General features: G+C 60.8%; 15 protein-coding genes. 6 read left to right on the top strand and 9 right to left on the bottom strand.

Annotation, left to right across the window (positions count from 1 at the left end; translation table 11 throughout):
- Positions 1-47: 47 nt before the first annotated feature.
- The 4 genes from HMPREF2919_RS05480 to HMPREF2919_RS05495 all read right to left on the bottom strand — a co-directional run bounded on the left by HMPREF2919_RS05480 (position 48) and on the right by HMPREF2919_RS05495 (position 5,838).
- Positions 48-827 (bottom strand): ornithinee aminotransferase, encoded by a 780-nt coding sequence (locus HMPREF2919_RS05480; RefSeq protein ID WP_246824055.1) that lies wholly within the window; start codon positions 825-827, stop codon positions 48-50.
- Positions 828-992: 165 nt separating this feature from the next.
- A complete protein-coding gene (uvrB, locus tag HMPREF2919_RS05485) occupies positions 993-3,161 on the bottom strand; it encodes an excinuclease ABC subunit UvrB (protein WP_070666709.1) in 2,169 nt (722 codons plus the stop codon).
- Between the two features lie 150 nt (positions 3,162-3,311).
- The gene (locus HMPREF2919_RS05490) at positions 3,312-4,514 is read right to left on the bottom strand and encodes a 2-oxoglutarate dehydrogenase (protein ID WP_246824056.1); all 1,203 of its coding nucleotides are present in this window, start codon (positions 4,512-4,514) and stop codon (positions 3,312-3,314) included.
- A 637-nt stretch (positions 4,515-5,151) separates the two neighbouring features.
- Positions 5,152-5,838, bottom strand: coding sequence for an IMPACT family protein (locus HMPREF2919_RS05495; RefSeq protein ID WP_049353142.1), 687 nt, complete (start codon positions 5,836-5,838; stop codon positions 5,152-5,154).
- Positions 5,839-5,896: 58 nt separating this feature from the next.
- Between HMPREF2919_RS05495 and coaE the strand changes: the two genes are divergently transcribed.
- On the top strand, positions 5,897-6,532 hold the full coding sequence (coaE, locus tag HMPREF2919_RS05500; protein WP_070594095.1) for a dephospho-CoA kinase: 636 nt from the start codon (positions 5,897-5,899) through the stop codon (positions 6,530-6,532).
- 224 nt (positions 6,533-6,756) lie between these two features.
- On the opposite strand, the gene rpsA is transcribed toward coaE, so the two are convergent.
- Positions 6,757-8,211 (bottom strand): 30S ribosomal protein S1, encoded by a 1,455-nt coding sequence (rpsA, locus tag HMPREF2919_RS05505; protein ID WP_012903633.1) that lies wholly within the window; start codon positions 8,209-8,211, stop codon positions 6,757-6,759.
- A gap of 704 nt (positions 8,212-8,915) precedes the next feature.
- Positions 8,916-11,924, bottom strand: a complete 3,009-nt coding sequence (gene polA, locus HMPREF2919_RS05510) for a DNA polymerase I (protein WP_070506448.1) — start codon at positions 11,922-11,924, stop codon at positions 8,916-8,918.
- 425 nt (positions 11,925-12,349) lie between these two features.
- Between polA and HMPREF2919_RS05515 the strand changes: the two genes are divergently transcribed.
- The 3 genes from HMPREF2919_RS05515 to HMPREF2919_RS05525 all read left to right on the top strand — a co-directional run bounded on the left by HMPREF2919_RS05515 (position 12,350) and on the right by HMPREF2919_RS05525 (position 14,614).
- Positions 12,350-13,627: a dicarboxylate/amino acid:cation symporter gene (locus tag HMPREF2919_RS05515; protein ID WP_005506227.1), complete on the top strand. Its 1,278-nt coding sequence runs from the start codon at positions 12,350-12,352 to the stop codon at positions 13,625-13,627.
- Positions 13,628-13,760: 133 nt separating this feature from the next.
- Positions 13,761-14,267, top strand: coding sequence for a PaaI family thioesterase (locus HMPREF2919_RS05520; RefSeq protein ID WP_049341349.1), 507 nt, complete (start codon positions 13,761-13,763; stop codon positions 14,265-14,267).
- A gap of 98 nt (positions 14,268-14,365) precedes the next feature.
- Positions 14,366-14,614, top strand: coding sequence for a hypothetical protein (locus HMPREF2919_RS05525; RefSeq protein WP_005506231.1), 249 nt, complete (start codon positions 14,366-14,368; stop codon positions 14,612-14,614).
- A 239-nt stretch (positions 14,615-14,853) separates the two neighbouring features.
- On the opposite strand, the gene HMPREF2919_RS05530 is transcribed toward HMPREF2919_RS05525, so the two are convergent.
- Positions 14,854-15,465 (bottom strand): ANTAR domain-containing response regulator, encoded by a 612-nt coding sequence (locus HMPREF2919_RS05530; RefSeq protein ID WP_070600233.1) that lies wholly within the window; start codon positions 15,463-15,465, stop codon positions 14,854-14,856.
- 438 nt (positions 15,466-15,903) lie between these two features.
- Between HMPREF2919_RS05530 and HMPREF2919_RS05535 the strand changes: the two genes are divergently transcribed.
- Complete coding sequence (locus tag HMPREF2919_RS05535) at positions 15,904-16,806, top strand: PIN-like domain-containing protein (protein ID WP_070666712.1); 903 nt, start codon at positions 15,904-15,906, stop codon at positions 16,804-16,806.
- 129 nt (positions 16,807-16,935) lie between these two features.
- Here the strand turns inward: HMPREF2919_RS05535 and HMPREF2919_RS05540 are convergent, their stop codons facing one another.
- Together HMPREF2919_RS05540 and ftsY are read right to left on the bottom strand one after the other, a co-directional pair.
- A complete protein-coding gene (locus HMPREF2919_RS05540) occupies positions 16,936-17,985 on the bottom strand; it encodes a glycosyltransferase (protein WP_070604755.1) in 1,050 nt (349 codons plus the stop codon).
- A gap of 205 nt (positions 17,986-18,190) precedes the next feature.
- Positions 18,191-19,300, bottom strand: coding sequence for a signal recognition particle-docking protein FtsY (ftsY, locus tag HMPREF2919_RS05545; protein ID WP_070666716.1), 1,110 nt, complete (start codon positions 19,298-19,300; stop codon positions 18,191-18,193).
- Positions 19,301-19,480: 180 nt separating this feature from the next.
- Here ftsY and HMPREF2919_RS05550 point away from each other — a divergent pair, with 180 nt between their 5' ends.
- Positions 19,481-20,893 (top strand): MFS transporter, encoded by a 1,413-nt coding sequence (locus HMPREF2919_RS05550; RefSeq protein WP_070666719.1) that lies wholly within the window; start codon positions 19,481-19,483, stop codon positions 20,891-20,893.
- Positions 20,894-21,221: the final 328 nt, after the last annotated feature.

Here is a 21,221-nt window from a genome sequence, read left to right on the forward strand (position 1 = left end):
ATTACGGGGAGGGCTACTTTTATATTTCATTCAATGAGGATATTCAGTTAGGAGACCATGTTGAAGGTCGGCGGGGTGAAAGCAATCGCGTTGACCTGCTTGTTCGTATCAAGCGTGCCGTTCTCCTGAATCGTCGGGACGGTAATAACCACCTCGAACTGGTACATGCCTTCCATGAGCGTATTGCCACGCAACGCAAAACGCGCGGAGATGCCGGTCGCCTTATCATTCACGCTCGACGCAAACGGAATAACCTGGCCCTGAACGGTCTGAGTCTTGCCGTTGCGGGTCATGACGGTTGCCTTGCCGGTCGGGTCAGTCGTGAAAATCTGGCGGTCAATGATTTTACCCTCGGGCGAGAAGAGGTAAATGTCCATGGACGGGTGCAGGTGCGTGGTGCCGGTCGTCGCCTCCAGGGCGGAGACGTTGTAGGTCATCACGAACTCACCGCAGTTCAGGTTGAGGTCGCCCTCGGGGCCGTGAGTCGCCTCGTACACGGACATGAGGCGGATCGTTGCGGGGTTCGGGGAGGTTGCATTCTCCATGGACCACCACGCCTGACCGGTCTCCGGCGCAGTCACGGGCTTGTTCTTGGTGCGCGACTGCAGGGCGCCACTGGCGGGGTTGGTGATCATCCAGCCACCGACCTGGGTGAAGTCCGGGCCGTGTACCGTCTTGCAATCATCAGCCGAAGCAGCGAATGCGGGTACCGCCGTGGAGGCGGCAATAGCGGGCACAGCCCAGAGCGCACCGCGGGTGAGGTTGCGGCGGGTAACGGAACGAGCTCCCATGGTGTGTGCGTCTGAAGAGTTATTCGAAATAGTCACAGATTTTTCTTTATCGTTCGGAAGCATCAAGGTGTTATTTGACACGTAAAACACCTTGATAGTGTACAGCATGTATCTGCACTCAGTAGAACTTCATGAACAATGAGTTACCTCATGGCGAAAAACCCACGTCGGCCCCTAAACGCCGGGCTTAGAACACCGGGCTTAGGCGTGACCCGCCTCCTTCATCAGGCGCAGCTCCTTCTTCAAATCGGCAAGCTCATCACGCAGACGCGCCGCCAACTCAAACTGCAGGTTCTCCGCCGCCACACGCATCTGCTCGTTCATCTGCTCAATCAAATCCAGCAGGTCCTCAGCGGGTGCCGCCGCCAGGCCGTCCGCACGAACGCGCGCCTCCGCACGGGCGAGAAGCTCCTCCGACTCCGGGGTGCTCGTGGCAATCTTCGACGAGGTCGCAGAACCGGTCTTCGCACCCGCGCTCACCGTGCGGGCGCCCTTCTTACCGCTCTTACGCTGCTGCAGAAGCTCGCGGGTGTCCTCTTCCTCGCGGGCGAGAACATCCGTAATATCGGCAATCTTCTTCCGCAGAGGCTGCGGGTCAATGCCGTGCTCACGGTTGTACGCCTGCTGAATCTCGCGGCGGCGGTTCGTCTCATCAATCGCCACGCGCATAGAATCCGTAATCTTATCGGCGTACATGTGCACCTGACCGGACACGTTACGCGCTGCACGACCAATCGTCTGAATCAGCGAAGTGGTCGAACGCAGGAAGCCTTCCTTATCGGCATCCAGAATCGCAACCAGGGACACCTCGGGCAGGTCCAGGCCCTCACGCAGCAGGTTAATACCAACCAGCACATCAAAGGTGCCCAGGCGCAGCTCACGCAGAAGCTCCACACGGCGCAGAGTATCCACGTCAGAGTGCAGGTACTGCACCTTCACGCCGTGCTGCAGCAGGTACTCGGTCAAATCCTCCGCCATGCGCTTCGTGAGGGTCGTGACCAGCACACGCTCATCACGCTCAACGCGCACGCGAATCTCCTCAAGCAAATCATCAATCTGACCCTTGGTCGGCTTGACCACGATTTCCGGGTCAATCAGGCCGGTCGGGCGAATAATCTGCTCCACATAACCATCAGCCTGCGACAGCTCATACTTACCGGGGGTCGCCGAAAGGTAAATCGTCTGACCGATACGCTCCAGGAACTCCTCCCACTTCAACGGGCGGTTATCCATCGCCGACGGCAGACGGAAACCGTGCTCAACCAGGGTGCGCTTACGGGACATATCACCCTCGTACATGGCACCAATCTGCGGGACCGTCACGTGCGACTCGTCAATAATCAGCAGGAAATCATCCGGGAAATAATCCAGCAGACAGTTCGGGGCGCTACCGGGGGCACGACCGTCAATATGGCGCGAGTAGTTCTCAATGCCATTGCAGAAGCCCATCTGCTCCATCATTTCCAGGTCGTAGGTGGTGCGCATACGCAGACGCTGCGCCTCCAGCAGCTTGCCCTGGGACTCGAGGGTCTGCAGGCGCTCGCGCAGCTCATCCTCAATGGAGGTAATAGCCTTCGCCATACGCTCGGCACCGGCAACATAGTGGCTTGCGGGGAAGACATACATTTCTTCTTCCTCGCGAATCACCTCGCCGGTCAGCGGGTGCAGGGTGTAAATCGCCTCAATCTCATCACCGAAGAACTCGATGCGGATCGCGTTCTCCTCGTACATGGGGATGATTTCGACGGTATCGCCACGCACACGGAACGTGCCGCGGTGAAAGTCCATGTCGTTACGCGCGTACTGCATCGCCACGAACTGGCGCAGCAACTCGTCGCGGTCAATCTCCTCACCGCGACGCAAAGTCACCATCTGCTTAATGTACTCCTCGGGCGTGCCCAGACCGTAAATGCAGGACACGGTCGCAACCACCACCACGTCACGGCGGGTCAGCAGGGAGTTCGTCGCCGAGTGGCGCAGACGCTCCACCTCCTCGTTAATGGAGGAGTCCTTCTCGATGAAGGTATCGGTCTGCGGCACGTACGCCTCGGGCTGGTAGTAGTCGTAGTACGAGACGAAATACTCCACCGCATTATTCGGCAGCAGCTCGCGCAGCTCATTCGCCAGCTGCGCCGCCAGAGTCTTATTCTGCACGAGCACCAGAGTCGGACGCTGCACCGCCTCAATCAGCCAGGCTGCGGTCGCGGACTTACCGGTACCGGTAGCGCCCATCAGCACAATGTCTTTCTCACCGTTCTGTACACGCTCGGTGAGCTCGGCGATAGCCTTCGGCTGATCACCGGCAGGCTGGAAGGGGCTGACCACTTCAAAGGGGGCGACGATGCGGTTAATTTCGGGTGCGTAACTCATGTATCCATCCTAGGGGAAAGCCGCCCAATGCGCCTCAGGATTGGTCGCCCTTTTCTGCTGGCGCAATATAATCACGCGCAATGCACTCGCTACGATACCCCCTGCCCCACCGGTGACCACATACCAGTGGGGCACCTCGCAGGTAAGGATTTAGCGCACCTCCACGGTGGCTCCGGCGAGGCTCATCAGCGCCCGGTTCGTCAGCGGAAGGTACCCGTTCAGGGCGCTCAAAATCAGCTGCATGGTGCGCTCTTCATCCTCCACGCTCAGCCCGCGCGGAATACCCACACCCGGCACGCAGATGCGCTGCTTATACAGGTCAATCACCGCGCACACGGTGCGGTTCGGCACGCTCAACACCGGCAGCATGCCGCGGTGATTGATGGTGCGCAGGCCCTTACCGACCACGGCGGCGGTGCGGATATCCGGGCGGGCACTCCTCGCGAACCGGGAGGTGCTCGCACCGTTCGCAAAAGCGGCAGGGTCGGGAATACTATTCGGCACCGCGCTCTTCTCGTTCAGCACAGACAGCAGCGGCTCCCCCACCGCGGCGGTGACCGCCACGTAGCGTACCTGCCGGTCCATGGCGTTGAGGAAGTCCAGTTCCGCGTACTCCTCCACGCGGTAGTTCTCGACCAGACCGGCTTCGCCCGACCCGGTTTCTTCCACGGTGCGGGTGATGACTTCTTCATCGTAGAAGCTTGCCACGCACACCTGCGGGGCGCCTCGCTCAATGCGGGCGCGGCACTGATAGTCGTCATCGAGCAGCCAGAGGGACAGCTCATAGCCGTCGGGTACATCGCGCACACCGGTCGCGAGCAACACTTCGCTGCCGTCCAGGGAGAACGGCTCCCAGCCTGCCGGTTCAAAAGCATTGAGGGCACCGTCCAGGGCGGGGTTGCAGGACCCGAGGCTCGGCGCCTGCTCAGCCGGAGTGAATGCCTCGGTGGCGGGCATGGCGATGGTGAGCCCGCGCATCCTGCCGGCGAGGCAGAGTTCAATCGCCATGAGCAGGTGGCCCGCACCTTCACGGCTCAGTGCTGGGCTCTGAACCATGTGCGCCACACCGGAGTTGTCCAGGCTGAGGTGTTCGCCAACTCCGCGGGCGGCGTTAGAGTAGCGGTTGTGCAGGCGCACCAGCTCGTCAATGGGCAGGGCACGACCCACGGCGCCGAACGCCTGGGCGATAGCGTGAACATGTTCGGGGAAGACGCGGCAGAGCCTGCCAAGCTGGCGAGCAAATTCTGCCGGACGCTGCGTGAGCACGCTCAGTAGGGTGCCGAGGTTCTGCTGGCGGTAGGCGTTGAGTAGCTGGGCGACGGTGGCGGGTTCAAGCTGCTCGACAGTGCCCATCTTGGGGAGGCGCGCTCCCTGGCGGTTGAGAGTTGCGGTGCCGCCGCGGCTGCCCGCGGACTGCTCTGATGAGTTTTTGCCTGCTTGTTCGTCTACTTGTTGATAGTAGGTTCCCGACTGCGTCACGTTTTCACGACCTTGAGCTCTTCAGAGCGTTCGTTAGCTGATTCTTCGTAAGGTGACGGGCGGGGCTCAGCGCCTACCGGCAGATGGTTCGTGCACACACTACCGTCTGCCGGGTCGTATAGTACCGGCATTCAGCTGTGCCTCGTTCCTTGAGCAGCTAAGCTATAGCTTCAAGACGTCAGCATCAGGACCTCAGCGCTGAGATAGTACCCAGTTCTCGGCGCTGAGATGTCAGCGTTGAGCCCTGCCCGTCGGTGCGGGCGCACGCGTTGCCTCGTGGAGGCGCCGGGCTGGGTTACCGCTGGTAATGAACCCGTTGCCCGTGCCGTGGAGGGGCGTGTGCGTTCCGCAACGCTTTTTAGGCTATCAGCTTTAGCGGGCAATTACTAGGGTTAGAGTAACTATTAACTAAGGTTGGACTATCTTTTGGGTTTTGGGGGCTTTACACGGGCGCTCTAGCCCGAAAATCTGGGACCGGAAATCTAAGACCGAGAATATAGGGAGCGGTAACCTAGACCGGCAAATCCACCCACTGCGTGTCCCCCCAGGTCACACTCGCCGCACCGGAACTCAGGCTCACCACCAGCTCCTCGGCACGCGCCAGCTCCTCCGAGCGGTCAAACACGCCCAAGGAAATCGTGGCACCCTCCGCACCGTACTCGGTACCCAGCACATTCAGACCGGCGGCACGAATCTCGTTCTCCAGGCGGCCAGCATCCGCATGCGAACTGGGCACCTGACCCACACGCAGACGCTCACGCGAATCGAATAGCGCACCATCCAGGGTCTGCACCACCGAATCAGTGTAGGCGCGCACCAAACCGCCCGCGCCAAGCTTAATGCCACCGAAATAGCGCACGACCACCGCAACCACATCCGACAGGTCGGTGGTGCCGTCCTCGCGGGTCTGACGCGCCAGCAGCGCCTGCATCATCGGCACACCGGCGGTACCGGCGGGCTCACCATCATCGGAGGAACGCTGAATATCGCGGTCAGCACCAATAATGAACGCCGAACACACGTGGCGGGCATCGTGGTAGGTCTTGCGCACCGACTCAATGTAGGCGCGCGCCTCCTCAACGGTACTCACGCGCTTGATGTGACCAATAAATTCGCTACGCTTAATTTCGAGGAGGCTCTCATAGGGCTCATCGCCGCGCGGCACAAGGTATCGGTTGGCGCGAGTTTCTTCCTGCATGTGTCCTCCTCTAATCAGTACCTATCTATTGTGGCACAGCCCGTCAGGAGCACCGTCCATGTCCCAGCCTTCTTCCCCCGCTTCTACCACGCTGCGCCGTTACGCCCTCACCGGCGGTATCGGCAGTGGCAAGAGCACCATCGCCTCCCTCTTCGTTGAGCAGGGCGCGTTCCTGGTGGATGCGGACGCTATCTCCCGCTCCCTCATGGAGCCCGGCGAGGCGGTGCTCGCCCGCACGGTCGCGGAGTTCGGTGAGCATCTGCTCGATGAGGACGGCCGCCTCAACCGCCCCGCCCTGGCGCGTATCGTGTTCAATGATGAGCAGGCGCGCCTGCGTCTGAACGCGATTGTGCATCCCGCTATTCGTGAGCGTGCCGCGCAACTGGTGGAGCAGGCGCAGTCCGAACCCGGTTTTAGCGGCGTGGTGCTGGAGGATATTCCTCTGCTCGTGGAGACCGGCGACCCGTCCGCTTTTGAGGGCGTGGTCGTGGTGCGCACTCCCCTGGCGACTCGCCTGCAGCGCCTCGTATCTTCACGCGGCATGAGTGAGGAGGATGCGCGCGCCCGCATCGCCGCGCAGGCAACCGACGAGCAGCGTGAGGCGGTCGCAACCTGGATTATCGATAATGGCGGCTCGCTGGAGGAAACCGCCGAGCAGGTGCGCGCCGTCTGGGAGCAGATGACCGCCGCCTAAAATCCTCCCCAGCAACACGGGGCGCAGCAATACAGAGCACAGCAACACCGGGCACGTACCCCGGCTCCCAACGTCCCCCAACCCCGACTCACCCGGCCCCCAATAACGCAAAGAACCCCCTCACCTCCCAAACGGGAGGTGAGGGGGTTCCTCTGCTCTAGGCACCCCACGCGGGGGTTACCTATCGGCTATTACGCCTGATGAGTGCTCATCTGAGCGGCAGATTAGTTGCCGGTCAGCTTCTTGCGGAGCTCAGCCAGTGCCTCATCCGATGCGAGGGTACCTGCGGAAGCGGGCTCCTCGGAGGAGTAAGAGGTCGGTGCGGGCTCAGCTGCTGCGGGAGCTGCTGCTGCAGCCTCTGCGTCAGCCTCGAGAGCCTTAGCAACCTGAACCTTGTGAGCCTCGAAGCGAGCCTGTGCCTCTGCGTACTGTGCTTCCCAAGCCTCGCGCTGTGCGTCGAAGCCTTCCAGCCACTCGTTAGCCTCGGGGTCGAAGCCCTCGGGGTACTTGTAGTTGCCAGCCTCGTCGTACTCTGCAGCCATGCCGTACAGAGCGGGGTCAAACTCGGTAGCGTTGGGGTCAACGCCCTCGTTTGCCTGCTTGAGGGACAGGGAGATGCGGCGGCGGTCCATGTCGATGTCGATGATCTTAACGAAGACCTCTTCACCAACGGAGACGACCTGCTCAGCCAGGTCAACGTGGCGGGTTGCCAGCTCGGAGATGTGGACGAGGCCCTCGATGCCGTCCTCAACGCGCACGAATGCACCGAAGGGAACGAGCTTGGTGACCTTGCCGGGAACGATCTGACCCAGAGCGTGGGTGCGAGCAAATGCCTGCCACGGATCTTCCTGGGTTGCCTTGAGGGACAGGGACACGCGCTCGCGGTCCAGGTCCACCTCGAGAACCTCGACGGTAACGGGCTGGCCAACCTCGACAACCTCGGACGGGTGGTCGATGTGCTTCCAGGACAGCTCGGAAACGTGAACCAGACCGTCCACGCCACCCAGGTCCACGAATGCACCGAAGTTGACGATGGAGGAGACAACGCCCTCGCGGACCTGACCCTTCTCCAGCTCGTTGAGGAAGGAGGAGCGAACAGCGGACTGAGTCTCCTCCAGGTATGCACGGCGGGACAGAACAACGTTGTTGCGGTTCTTGTCCAGCTCGATGATCTTAGCTTCGATCTGCTGACCGATGTAAGGTGCGAGGTCGCGGACGCGGCGCATCTCAACGAGGGATGCGGGCAGGAAGCCACGCAGACCGATGTCGAGGATAAGGCCACCCTTGACAACCTCGATAACGGTACCGGTAACGACGCCGTCGTTTTCCTTGACCTTCTCGATGTCGCCCCATGCACGCTCGTACTGTGCGCGCTTCTTGGAGAGGATCAGGCGACCTTCCTTGTCCTCCTTGGTGAGGACGAGTGCCTCAACCTCGGAGCCGAGCTCGACAACCTCAGAGGGGTCGATGTCGTGCTTGATGGACAGCTCGCGGGAGGGGATGACGCCTTCGGTCTTGTAACCGATGTCGAGCAGAACCTCATCGTGGTCGATCTTAACGACCTGGCCGGAGACGAGATCGCCGTCGTTGAAGACCTTAATGGTCTGCTCGACAGCCTCGAGGAATGCCTGCTCGTCGCCGATGTCGTTGATTGCGACCTGAGGGATGTTGGTGCTCATGTAGTGAGGGCTCCAATTGGATTTCTAATAGGTCGACGCTGCCGGTTCACCGCTCAACACCCCCGGGTGGAGGCGCCGACCGGCTCACTTTTTCACCCCGGCGCGCACGGCATAGGGCCGCTAACGCCTTTGAACGAGGTGAGGAAACGTCGAGCTGACGGATACTTACAATGTGTACCGCCCACCGGAAGCAGATGCTCTCAGCAGGGTGCACGAGCGGTCTGTGCCCGTTTTCTCCCCGTTTTCTTAAGGAGAAAAAAGAGCATAGAAAACCCGTACGTTGGTACACGCGATTAATAGTGTACGGGAATCCCGGGCGTGTCGTCAATGGTTACGCGCCCGGGATTCCCGTACTTATTTGCGGTTTTAGTAACGCTGGGATGCGAGGGGCTGTGCTCGTCCTCGTTCCTACAGGGGCACCCGCCCTCGCTTCGCTTCGGGCACCCTGATGTCACTACGGACGACACCGCCCCTCCTCATGCTCGCACCAGGCTGGAACGAGGGGTAGCTATACCCTCCGGAAGCGACATCAGGGTACCCTCTCGGGTGCTCTCCGCGGCGAAGCAAGGAGAGGGCGGAGCGCCCGAGAGGGTGGGTTCCCCTGCAGGAGCGGAGGAAGGGTATAGCGTACCCACCCACCCCTGCCTGTAGGAACGAGGACGATAACTGCCTTTCCGTGCGGAAATCAATACAAGGTAGTGAGCCTAGTGGCCCGCCTCCTGCCAGGACTTACCCCAGCCGACCTGCACATCCAGAGGAACACGCAGGGAGGCGGCACCGCTCATCTCCTCGACGAGCACGCGTTCGGCGGCTTCACGCTCACCGGTGGCGACTTCGAGGATGATTTCGTCGTGCACCTGCAGCAGCATGCGGGTCTTCAGGCCCTCTTCGCGCAGGCGGCGGTGAATGTTGATCATGGCGATCTTGATGATGTCCGCGGCGGTGCCCTGAATCGGGGCGTTGAGGGCGGCGCGTTCGGCGGCTTCTCGGCGTACACGGTTGGGCGAGTCCAGGTCGGGCAGCACGCGGCGGCGGCCGAAAATGGTTTCGGTGTAGCCGTCCTGGTGTGCCTGCTTGAGCACGCCGCGCAGGAAGCGTCCCACGCGTCCGAAGCGCTTGAAGTAGTTGGTGCGCAGTTCGCCCGCTTCGTCGGAGCTGATGTTCAGCTGCTTGGCGAGGCCGAAGCGGGACAGACCGTATGCCAGACCGTAGGACATGGCCTTGACCTTGGAGCGCTGCTCGGGGGTGACGTCCTCGGGGGCGACACCGAAGACCTCGGAGCCGACGTAACGGTGCAGGTCCTCCCCCGCCTCGTAGGCGGCGATGAGCTTCTCGTCGGCGGCCAGGTGCACCATGATGCGCATTTCGATCTGCGAGTAGTCGGCGGTGAGCAGACCCTCGTACTCCACGCCGTCGATGGGCTCGGGAGCCACGATGAAGGCACCGCGGATGCGGCGGCCCTCCTCGGTGCGAATCGGGATGTTCTGCAGGTTCGGCGCGGTCGAGGAGAGTCGACCGGTGGATGCGGCGCCCTGCTGGAAGGTGGTGTGCACGCGTCCGTCCTCGGTGGCGGCCTTCTGCAGGCCCTCGACGGTCTGGGCGAGCTTGATGTTGTCGCGGTAGGCGATGAGCGCACCAAGGAAGGCTGCGCCGTCGGATTCAGGCGAGATCTTGGAGAGCAGCTCGGTGACGGATTCGGCGTCGGTGGAGTAGCCGGACTTAATCTTGCGGGTGTGCGGCAGGCCAAGGGTCTCGAAGAGCACGGTCTGCAGCTGTTTGACGGAGGCGAGGTTGAGGGGTTCTTCGCCGTCCTCGGTGGCGACCTCCCCGCCGATGATGGCTCGGGCGGATTCCTGCGCCTGGTTGGCGCGTGCCGAGAAGGTGTCGTGCAGCTCGGTCAGGAGCGCATCGGAGACGGCGATGCCGGCCTGCTCCATGTCTGCGAGCACGTACAGTAGCGGCAGCTCGATTTCTTCGTAGACCTTCAGCTGGCCGTGCTCTTCCATTTCGTAGTGCAACAGGCGCGCAAGCTCGTGGATGATGCGGCTAATCTGCGTGAAGTAGCGCAGGTTCTCGACCGGTTCGGTTTCGCCGGGCAGGCTGAACAGGGAGGGTTCTTCGCGCGTCTCGGGCTGGAAGACCAGCTGCGCGTAGGGTTCCTTGGGAATCCACAGGTAGCGTTCGGCGAGATCTTCCATGCGTTCGGAAAAGAGCTTGCGGGTTGCGGTGGGGATGAAGCCGCACATGTACGAGGACAGCGCGGGGTCCTCGACGGCGCCGGCGAGTTCGTAGCCGTAGGCGCGCAGGAGTTTGCGCTGAACCTTGAGGTCCATGACGATTTTGCGGGCTGCTTCGTCGGAGAGCCAGGCGGCGAGGGCGGCGTCGAGTTCCGGGTCGATGGTGCGGGTGTCAATCCAGAGGCTGGTGCTCTTGCTGGTGAGGAGCACGCCGAGCAGTTCGGGGTTTTCTTCGGCAGCGCGGATTTTGGTTTTGGTGACCTTGACGGCGGGTGCGTCGCCGATGGCGGGGCGTGCTACGGGCAGGTTGGTGACCGGGTAGAGGGTCACGGCGCCTTCGAGGCGTTCGGGTACAGCGATGGGCGCGCCCTGTTCGTCGGTGCCGTAGTTTTCTTCGGCTGCGGCGGAACAGAAGGCGCGGAATGCTGCTGCGTCTGCGTTTTTGGTGGGTGCGCTGGTATTGATGGGTGCGTAGACGGGGCCGGTGGGTGCCTTCTTGGGGGCGCCCTCCTCCCCTGCTTCTGCGGCGGAGCTAGTAGCGCCTGCGGATCCGGCGGCGCGCACGATGGGGCCGAGGGTGTCGGCGGCGCGCTTGCGGATGGTGCGGAACTCTACTTCGTCGAAGAAGGTGTTGAGTGCATCCAGGTCGGGGGTGAATGCGGTGTCTTCGAGGGTGACGTTCAGGTCGAGGTCGTTGACGAGCTGGTTGAGGCGACGGTTGCGCACCACGTTATCCACGTTCTCGCGCAGCGCCTCGCCCTTCTTGCCGCCAATCTTGTCGCGGTTGTCGAGCACACCCTGCAGGGAGCCGTATTCGCCGAGCCATTTGGCGGCGAAGCCGGGGCCTACGCCGGGTACGCCGGGCAGGTTGTCCGCCTGCTCGCCGGTGAGGGCGGCCAGGTCGGGGTACATGTGCGGGGGTACTTTGGTTTTCTTTTCGACGGCGGCGGGGTCCATGCGCTGAATACCCTTGGAGGGGCCGGTGGTGACCGGGTAGAGCAGGGTGACGTCGTCGGTGACGAGCTGGAAGATGTCGCGGTCGCCGGAGAGGATGAGGACCTTGTAGCCGGCTTCGGTGCCGCGGCGGGTGAGGGTTGCGACGATGTCGTCGGCTTCGTAGTTTTCGTAGGTGAGCGCGGGGATGTTCAGCGCGCCGAGCATCTTCTTGATGAGGTCGATCTGGCCGTTGAAGGCTTCGGGGATGGCGTTGCGGCCGCCCTTGTATTCGCCGTATTCAGCGGTGCGGAAGGTGCCGCCGGGCAGGTCGAAGGCTACGGCGATGTGGCTGGGCTGGTTGTCTTTGATGATGCTCAGCAGGGTGGAGAGGAAGGCGTGGACGGCTTCGGTGTGCTGGCCGTCGCTGCGCACGAAGATGTGCTGTCCGGTCTTTTCGGCCATGGTGTAGATGCCGAAGAAGGAGCGTAGGGCGAGGGAGTGTCCGTCAATGAGCAGGAGGGTTTTGTTCTCTGTAGTCACTCCTCTAGTGTATCGAGTCTGGGTTTTCTTGGTGGTTGGCTTGGTGACGGCTGGGTTCGGGGGGCTAGTTTCGGTGGTTGCGGGTTAGCCCTGTGGGGAGGCGCCTGTACCGTATTGGGTGCTGGCGCTGTGCCATATAGCGGAATAACGGGGTGTGTGGAAAGAGTTTTACCTCATATATAGGTGCCGGTGGGGTGCGTTTGGTGAGTTTTCTTCTCAAAGATTGTGCCCCAAGCCACTATGTGAGGTGGATAATAATACAGTTTCCGGATAATATATAACCTTATTATCGCCTCCAGCGTAGGAAACCCCCACACCCCGTGTATTCATAGGCAGAACTCTACCCAGAATTCACCGGCAGGATTCACCGAATAGTGAGGGCACCTCCCGCGCTTAACACACAACGAACCCTCATTTAGGAAACTATGAAGGCACTCAAAAAACTTCCCCTTCTCGCGTGGATTATCATCGCGATTGCATCGGGTGTGCTCATCGGCATGCTGACCCCCGGAATGATTAGCGGCATCAATGACGCAACCGGCGCAGCCATCCCCACCGACCTCATTGTGCAGCTCTTCGTCTCCTTCTCTACCGTATTCAGTGCCTTCCTGAGCTTCGCGATTCCGCTGATTATTATCGGTTTCATCGTGCCCGGCATTGGTTCCCTCGCGCAGGGTGCGGGCAAGATGCTCGGCATCACCGTGGGTCTGGCGTACATCTCCAGCATCCTTGCTGGCTTCCTGGCACTGACCTGCGCACTGCTGCTCTACCCCATCATCCTGAAGGGTCAGCAGCTGGCATCCTTCGATAACCCCGAGAACGCACTGTCCAAGGGTTACATCTCCTTCGAGCTAACCCCGATTATGGGTGTGCTGAGCGCACTGATTCTCTCCTTCATCCTGGGCCTGGGCATTACCGCACTGAAGACCCGTGCGATGCTGAACCTCTTCGAGGACTTCCAGGTCATCGTTGAGAAGATGCTCGGCTACGTGATTATCCCCCTGCTGCCGGTGCACATTGTGGGTGTGTTCGCGAATATGACCCTCGCCGGTCAGGTGGCGAAGATCCTCTCCGTCTTCGGTCTTGTGTTCGTCATGGTGATTATTCTGCACTGGGTCACCCTGGCACTGCAGTACTCGGTGGCTGGCGCGATTTCTCGCCGCAACCCCATCCAGATGCTCAAGACCATGCTCCCGGCATACTTCACCGCAATCGGTACCCAGTCTTCGGCTGCGACCATCCCGGTAACCGTGCGTTCGGCGAAGAAGGCTGGCATCTCCCCCCGCGTGGTGGACTTCGCGATTCCGCTGTGCGCGACCATTCACCTCTCCGGCTCCATGATTACCATTACCTCCTGCTCGGTGGCAGTGCTGTTCATGACCGGCCAGCACCCCGACTTCGGTAGCCTGATCCCCATGATTCTGGTGCTCGGCGTGATGATGGTTGCCGCTCCCGGCGTTCCCGGCGGTGGCGTGATGACCGCAATCGGTCTGTTGCAGTCCATGCTTGGTTTCGATGCCTCCATGATTGCCCTGATGATTGCCCTGTACCTGGCTCAGGACTCCTTCGGCACCGCAACCAACGTGACCGGTGACGCGACCATCGCAGCCCTGACCGAGCGTATCTCCAAGGCAATCGGAGCGAACCCCGATAAGGAAATCCGCGACGAGGACATTGAAAAGGCAGAAGCTATTTCCGCCTAATCCTCATCCGCTTCCATAGCATTTTTCAGCCCCGTCTCCTGAGTTCAGGAGGCGGGGCTGACCCGTACCCGGAAGCACTCGCGAAAAGCTATCCCACCCAAAGCAACAAAAACCAAGGAGTACACTGGAAGTCATGACTGAAAACAACACACAGCACGCACCCGTCCGCGCGGCAGCGCCCACCACCCTCACCGCAGAAGAAATCAAGGCGCAGCTGACCGAAAGCGGCATCCCCGAGCACCTGCACCCCTACTTCCCCCGCGGCCTAGGCGAGCTCATCCCCGCTATGGGCATTAAGTTCCAGGAACTCACCGCAGAACGCACCGTTGCGACCATGCCCGTCGCCGGTAACACCCAGCCCATCGGTCTGCTGCACGGCGGTGCCAACGTGGTTCTCGCCGAGACCCTCGGCTCGCTCTCCGCGGGCGTGCACGGCGGCGAAAACCTCGTAGCAGTCGGTGTGGACATCAACGCAACCCACGTGCGCCCGGCAGTCTCCGGTGTGGTTACCGCAACCTGCACCGCTGTCAAGCTCGGACGCACCCTGTGCATCCACTCCATCGACATTGTGGATGAGCGCGGTCGCACCACCTGCACCGCACGCATCACCAACATGCTGATCCCCCGCCCCACCGCCTAACGTCCTACAACTTCAGCAAGTAGCCTAAAATCGTAGAAGCACGGGGTACACGGCACCCCGCCAACACCCCACCAGAAGGTACGACCAGAAGGAGCACCATGGCCCGCGAGCGCACCCCCTATTTCAAGCGTTACCCGAAGATTGTGCGCGCCAAGCGCATTGTCCTGCCCATTGCAATCGGCGTGATGCTAGTGTGCCTGGTGACCGCCATCAACAACCCCGGCAGCTTCTGGTGGCTGGGCGTAATGCTCGGTACCGGCGGAATGCTCTGGGCTGGCTCCCCCACGGACCGCCCGATTAGCGGCCCCAACAATGACGAAGATGATTTGAACCGCTACCTGCGTTAAGTTCCGTGTAGCGTTGGGTTCCCGCCCGCGCTAAGCGCCGGTTTACAACGCACACACGCGAACCGTTAAACACGAACGCCCCGTCCCTCAGCTTCATTGTGAGGGGTGGGGCGTTTGTGTGTCATGAATAAGGCGCTGGTTCATCAATGCACCAGCCGTGTGTGCTCATCGGCGATTCCTAGTCTTCGCCGTAGCGTGCATTCGTACCTGTACTGTCACGTACTTTGCACGTCTTGTGCTTAGGAGAGCTGCTTGATGATGGTGTCAGAAACTTCGCGCATGGACAGGCGGCGGTCCATGGAGGTCTTCTGAATCCAGCGGAATGCTTCCGGCTCGGTCAGGTTCATCTTGGTGATGAGCAGCGACTTTGCGCGGTCAACCAGCTTACGGGTCTCGAACTGGTCGCGGATGGTACCAACTTCCTTCTCGAGGGCGCGAATCTGCTCGTAGCGGCTGATTGCCACCTCGATTGCGGGAACCAGGTCGTTCGGGGAGAACGGCTTGACGACGTACGCCATAGCGCCCGCCTCAACGGCACGGTCAACGAGTTCCTTCTGGCTGAATGCGGTCAGCAGAACGACGGGAGCAATCTGTTCCTTCGCAATTTCTTCAGCTGCGGTGATGCCGTCCATAATCGGCATCTTCACATCCATGAGGACGAGGTCGGGGCGGTGCTTCTGTGCTAGCTCGACGGCGGTCTTGCCGTTATCGGTTTCTGCTACGACGTCGAAACCCTGGTCCTTCAGAATTTCAACGATATCGAGGCGAATCAATGCCTCGTCTTCTGCTACGACGACGGTGCGGGCCGGGGCCTGATTCTCCGCCTGATCCTGAGTGGTCAGCTCTGACATAACTCTTCTCCTTTATCAAATTTCAATCATTTAAAGTCTACAGGACGGATTAAACGTTCATCTACTTTCTCGCCTTGTCTCAGGCGTGTTATATGCGTCCCATGTGCATGTTGAAAAAGTTTTCTGACGCCATTTTGTGACCCTCCATCAGATTTTGCATATTAATGCACATTTTTGTTCTATACTGCTCATGACTGTGAAAACAAAACCGCACAATGCAGAGGTCACGCGGCGAAATTCACACCTAAAACATGGACCCGAAAATGACTCTGACATGCACTAACACCCCCTCGGGTTAGACACAAAAGTAATAAACAAAATATTTATATCGAAACCCCATCACGCGCCGCAGAAGGCCGATACACTGAAATAGGTATTCTCCTCGACTTCTCCGGCACTCACATTTGACCACCCATACTCGATACCCGGAGGGGATTCATGTCAATCACCCGTCAAGCACGCACCCTGTACTCAGACTTCGTCGAGTACAAGGAACTCGATCGCGCCCCGCTGACTTCCATTCACCCCGGAATTCTCATCGCCTTCGACTCCACCGCGCTTGCAAGCCTCTACAACTACCCAACCCACATCAGCGACGAAATCCTCCGCGTCTACTCGCAGCTGCGCGGACACGCTTTCCTCCCCCACCAGGCACTCAAAGAATTCTGGGCAGCACTCGACGGCGCCTCCCCCGTACCCGCCGCCGCAGACCGCGTCCGCTCAGCGCTCGCATCCTTCAAAGAAACCCTGCCCGAAGAACGCAACTCCCCCTGGAGCGCACTGCGTTCAGTCACGCACCAGCTGGACCACTCCATCGCGCAGATCATGAAGATCCTTGAACCCACCACCGACACCGGATCCATCAACATGGCACGCCACGAAGACGACACGATCCTGCCGCGACTGAACCGCATCTTCACCGGCCACGTGGGTGCGGCACCCAGCCCCGAACGCCACGAACAGCAGTGCCGCGAAGCCCTCGCACAGGGCCACCCGTTGCTCGCTAACGCCAGCTTTGACGCCGACTTCGCGCTCTGGAACCAGTGCGTTACCGAAGCAACCACCCGTGTGAAGGGCACCGACTGCGTCTTCGTCACCGGCGGTGTGCGCGACACCTGGCTACGCAACGGTCAGCAGGTACGCGCCGCATCGGGCGGCGAACCCGTACGTCAGCTCGCGAACCGTCAGCTACTGCGTGAATACGCTAAGGCAACCGGAGGCGGCGTATTCCGCATCTACACGGTTGAGGAGATCCTGCGCCTCGCCTCCAACCAGTACGGCGTGACCGTCAGCGACTCAACCTACAGCGCGATTCGCGCGGAACAGCCCGTAGCTGTGTAGGCAAGCGGTGTAGGCGGCCAACCATCACGCCACACTAACAACCACCGTTAACCGCGAGAAGCCACATGTGTTTCGAGAAGCCACCAAAAACGTGGCTTTTCGAAACACATGTGGCTTTTCAGCATCTAGCTAGTTCTCGCAGCTGGCGCGGTACAGCTCAGCGGCGCGTTGCTCCGAAGACTCGTCATCACCGAGGAGCAGATAGCACAGGTACAGGGTGAAGGCGGCGCGGCGGTCGTCGGCGAGCGCGCTGGTTCCTTCGCCGGGGTGGGCGCTGAAAGCGATAACGTCGTGTGCCTGAGGCAGGGCGGCAATCAGGTGCGCGGCGGTTTCGTAACCGTCCTGGTCGCCGGGCAGGGTGACGTGGTGCGGCTCCTGGTTCTCGTCAGCAGTACCAGATTCCGCGCGAGCGGCGGAAAAGTTAGCCTTGAGGACGTCCTCAACACGGCTCATCAGCTCATCATCGGGCAGTGCGCGGTCGTCTGAGGCAAACGCAACGTGGATGCCGTTCAGAGTCTCGTAGGGGTGCTCACCCGCAAAGTATCCGGCGGCAAGCGCGTAGCCGGTCAGCAGCTGCGCCTCGGCGGCGGTGAAGGTGCCGCGCGCCTCGCGCAGGGCGGGTAGTAGCAGCTCGGTCAGGAGAGGGTGCAGAGACTCGGGGGCGTTCGCGATAGCCTCCTGCAGGTACTCTTCCGCTTCCGCGGTGGGCTCGGCGTTGAGCAGGGTCAGGAAATCCTCATCGGTGCCAGCCCAGCATCGGGCGATCAGCACGAGGGTCGCGATGAGCGCGAGAAGTTCACGGTAGTTACCCGAACGGTCAGCGCCGAAGGTGTCAGCAACAACGCGTGCGAGCATGCGGGTGGCAATGTTCTCGAGGACGAACTCGTCGTAGGCATTGCTGCCGGGCCAGTTTGCGGGGTCGGGCAGGTAGGTTTCGTCCAGGTACCGCAGCACGGGTTCAAGGGGCACGGGAGCATCCGCCGCAAGGTCGGGGCGGCACTGCTCAACCCAGCTGTTCACGGTAGCCTCGTCGGCAATGCCGGTAGCCTCTGCGAGCTGGGCGCGCGAAAGGCTGTACGGTGCAACGAGTGCGGCGAGGTCATCACACGCGCCATTGGAGCGGTAGGTGGGTCGGTAGTTGGGGGCGGGAAGAGTTCCGGGGAGGTTGGTGGCTGCCATGGTAGCTCCTTCGCTGAGGTTCGGGGTGAACTGGGTTGTATGGTGTGCGATGCGCCGGGCCGTTTGAGGGTCCTGCGCGTCTTCTAATTTCAGAATATCCCAGAGCCCCACATCGTGTGCTGCCCGTCGTCATTACCCGCCTATTAACCGCGAAAAGCCACATATGTTCACAACACATGTGGCTTCTCGGCGGAGTATGAGGATGTTAGTCCAGCAGCGCGTCCACGAATGCTTCCGGGTCGAACGGCGCCAGGTCGTCCGGACCTTCACCCAGGCCGATGAGCTTGACGGGAACGCCGAGCTCCTCCTGGATAGCGACCACGATACCGCCCTTCGCGGTGCCGTCGAGCTTAGTCAGCACGATACCGGTGACGTCCACGATATCGCCGAAGACCTTCGCCTGAACCATACCGTTCTGGCCGGTGGTCGCGTCAATCACGAGCAGAACCTCGGTGACCGGCGCTTCCTTCTCAATCACGCGCTTGATCTTGCCGAGCTGGTCCATCAGACCGGACTTGTTCTGCAGGCGGCCCGCAGTGTCCACGAGCACGGTGTCGACGCCCTGCTCCTTGCCAGCCTTCACAGCGTCAAACGCGACGGATGCGGGGTCGGCGCCTTCCTTCTCGGAACGCACGGTCTTCACGCCCACGCGGTCACCCCAGGTGGTCAGCTGCTCAGAGGCGGCCGCACGGAACGTATCCGCGGCGCCCAGGAGCAGGGTCTGACCGTCAGCGACCATCACACGGGCAATCTTACCGACGGTCGTAGTCTTACCCACGCCGTTCACGCCAACAACCAGCACCACGCCGGGGTTACCGTCACTGCCGGCAGTCTTCAGTTCACGGTCCATGTCGGGGCGAACAATCTTCACGAGCTCCTCGCGGAGCATCTTCTTCACCGCAGCGGGGTTGCTCGTACCCTCAACGCGCACGCGCTGCTGCAGCGCCTCCACCAGGCGGGTAGTCGGCTCAGAACCCAGGTCGGCAAGCAGCAGGGTTTCCTCGACCTCGTCCCAGACGTCCTGGTCGATGCGGTCGCGAGAAAGCAGAGCCAGCAGACCCTTGCCGAGCATGTTGTTGGAGCGTGCCAGGCGGGCACGCAGACGCACCAGGCGACCCGCGGACGGGTCAGGCATATCAAGTTCAATAGCGCGAGGTACCGAGCTTTCGGGTTCTTCCGCCGAACCGCCGGAGGCTTCTGCCGCCTCCTGACGCAAAGACTGCAGGTCCGCGGTCTTCTTGGGTCGGCGCAGAACGGCGAAAAGTACACCGGCGATAACCAGTACACCCAGCACGATTGCGCAGATTATCATCATCGTTTCGTTCACACTACTAGCTTACCGGTTTGGGAGGTTTGGCTGGTCGAGGTGACGCGCATGCCCGGCTGTCGGCGGAGTAGACTGGACACTGTTAAGTTTTTTAGCCGAACACATGGTTGGCGGTTGCGGGTGGGGCCCGCGGCTGCCGCACGGCACCGCACGATTTCGAGGATGAGCATGAGGAACCCTGCCAAAACACCGCCTGTTTTTGACCCGCGCACGATTGATCCGAACCGTGTGCCGACCGGTTTGAAGGTTCTGATTGCTGCGTCGTTCATGATTGCGGTGGGTTTTGGTTTGGTGGCGCCGGTGCTACCGAACTATGCGCAGAACTTTAATGCCACTGTCACGATGGCGACGATGGTGGTTTCTGCGTTGGCGATTACGCGCCTGATTTTTGCGCCGTCGGCGGGTCAGCTGATTACCCGCTGGGGTGAGCGTCCGGTGTACACGATTGGCATGCTGATTGTGTCGGTGACGTCGTTCATGATTGCGTTTGCCTGGGATTATTGGGTTCTGCTGGGTTCGCGTGCGGTGGCGGGTATCGGCTCGGTCATGTTCACGGTCTCTGCGATGGGCCTGCTGGTGCGCTTGTCCCCGGCACATATGCGTGGCCGCATTTCGGGCTATTATGCGACGGCGTTCCTGCTGGGTAACCTGCTGGGCCCGGTGATTGCGAGCGCGCTGGCGCCGTTTGGTATGCGCGCGCCGTTCATTGTGTATGGTTTTTCGCTGCTGGCGGCGGGCCTGATTGTGTGGTTCTTGATGCCGTCGCAGGCTGCGCTGGAGGCTGAGCGTGACGCGATTATGGAGGCGGCGGCACTGGCTGAGGGTAAGGGCACCGGGGTGCTGCCGTCGGCGGCGGACTCCCCCACCCAGGCTGGCGCATCCGGTAAGGGCGCTAAGCCTGCTGCATCCGGCGGCGCTGCGGGTAAGAGCGACCTGCCTGCGATGACGGTTCGTGACGCGTTGAAGTTTACGAATTACCGTTCTGCGCTGGTTTCGAATTGGGCGATTGGCTGGTCGGTGTTTGGTGTGCAGTCGTCGATTATTCCGTTGGCGGCGGCGTATTTGGCGACGGGCGGCGACATGTCGAATTCGGTGGCGGGTACCCTGTTGGCTTCGTTGGCGATGGCGACGAACTCGTTTGGTAATGCGTTGACGCAGACGTTCTCGGGTCGTTTTTCGGATCGTTTTGGTCGCCGTGTGATGGCGTTTTCGGGTCTGCTGTTGGCGGGTTCTGCGGTGACGTTTATGGGTTTCGCGCCGGTGGCGTGGGTGTTTGTGTCGTTGACGGCGTGTCTGGGTATTGGTGCGGCGTTTATGGGCCCGTCGATTCAGGCTGCGGTGTCTGATGTGATTGGTACTCGCCGTAGCGGTGGCCAGGTGTTGGCGGTGTATCAGATGTGTAGTGATTTTGGTATGATTTTGGGTCCGCTGGTGGCTGGTTTGATTGCGGATGCGTGGGGCTTTGTTCCGGCGTTTATTATCAGTGGTTTGTTGTTGGTGGCGGCGGCGTTTACGTGGGCGCCGTTCCGTAAGGCGCGCTGGCCGAAGGATATTGCGGACGCGGACTATACGGGCCGCTAAGCACTCTATAACAAGTGAAAAGCCGGTGCCCGGTTCCTGTTGCGTGACAGGAACCGGGCACCGGCTTTATGCGTACGAGAGGTGAGCTGGCAGAACAAGCCAAACAACTTGGAACCAGAGATTCGGGTGAGCCGACAGCATCACCCAACCCCAGACCAAGCCACCTATATATCCCTACTCCAAAGGATTGACGTGCTACCTCTAAAGCCCAACCTCAGACCGTCCTCATATACCCCAGACTGAGGCGAGCTAGCCCGAGAAGGTACCCACCTACCAACCCCTTCTATCCTCCACCCGAGGGGTAGGCGACCTAGAGGGCGTACCGGAC

The sequence above is a fragment of the Rothia sp. HMSC068E02 genome (assembly GCF_001813565.1).
Classification (GTDB): domain Bacteria; phylum Actinomycetota; class Actinomycetes; order Actinomycetales; family Micrococcaceae; genus Rothia.

Coding starts and splice junctions, on each gene's coding strand:
- uvrB (WP_070666709.1), bottom strand. CDS start 3,161: ATGAGTTACGCACCCGAAATTAACCGCATCGTCGCCCCCTTTGAAGTG.
- HMPREF2919_RS05490 (WP_246824056.1), bottom strand. CDS start 4,514: ATGGGCACTGTCGAGCAGCTTGAACCCGCCACCGTCGCCCAGCTACTC.
- HMPREF2919_RS05495 (WP_049353142.1), bottom strand. CDS start 5,838: ATGCAGGAAGAAACTCGCGCCAACCGATACCTTGTGCCGCGCGGCGAT.
- coaE (WP_070594095.1), top strand. CDS start 5,897: ATGTCCCAGCCTTCTTCCCCCGCTTCTACCACGCTGCGCCGTTACGCC.
- rpsA (WP_012903633.1), bottom strand. CDS start 8,211: ATGAGCACCAACATCCCTCAGGTCGCAATCAACGACATCGGCGACGAG.
- HMPREF2919_RS05515 (WP_005506227.1), top strand. CDS start 12,350: ATGAAGGCACTCAAAAAACTTCCCCTTCTCGCGTGGATTATCATCGCG.
- HMPREF2919_RS05520 (WP_049341349.1), top strand. CDS start 13,761: ATGACTGAAAACAACACACAGCACGCACCCGTCCGCGCGGCAGCGCCC.
- HMPREF2919_RS05525 (WP_005506231.1), top strand. CDS start 14,366: ATGGCCCGCGAGCGCACCCCCTATTTCAAGCGTTACCCGAAGATTGTG.
- HMPREF2919_RS05530 (WP_070600233.1), bottom strand. CDS start 15,465: ATGTCAGAGCTGACCACTCAGGATCAGGCGGAGAATCAGGCCCCGGCC.
- HMPREF2919_RS05535 (WP_070666712.1), top strand. CDS start 15,904: ATGTCAATCACCCGTCAAGCACGCACCCTGTACTCAGACTTCGTCGAG.
- HMPREF2919_RS05540 (WP_070604755.1), bottom strand. CDS start 17,985: ATGGCAGCCACCAACCTCCCCGGAACTCTTCCCGCCCCCAACTACCGA.
- ftsY (WP_070666716.1), bottom strand. CDS start 19,300: ATGATGATAATCTGCGCAATCGTGCTGGGTGTACTGGTTATCGCCGGT.
- HMPREF2919_RS05550 (WP_070666719.1), top strand. CDS start 19,481: ATGAGGAACCCTGCCAAAACACCGCCTGTTTTTGACCCGCGCACGATT.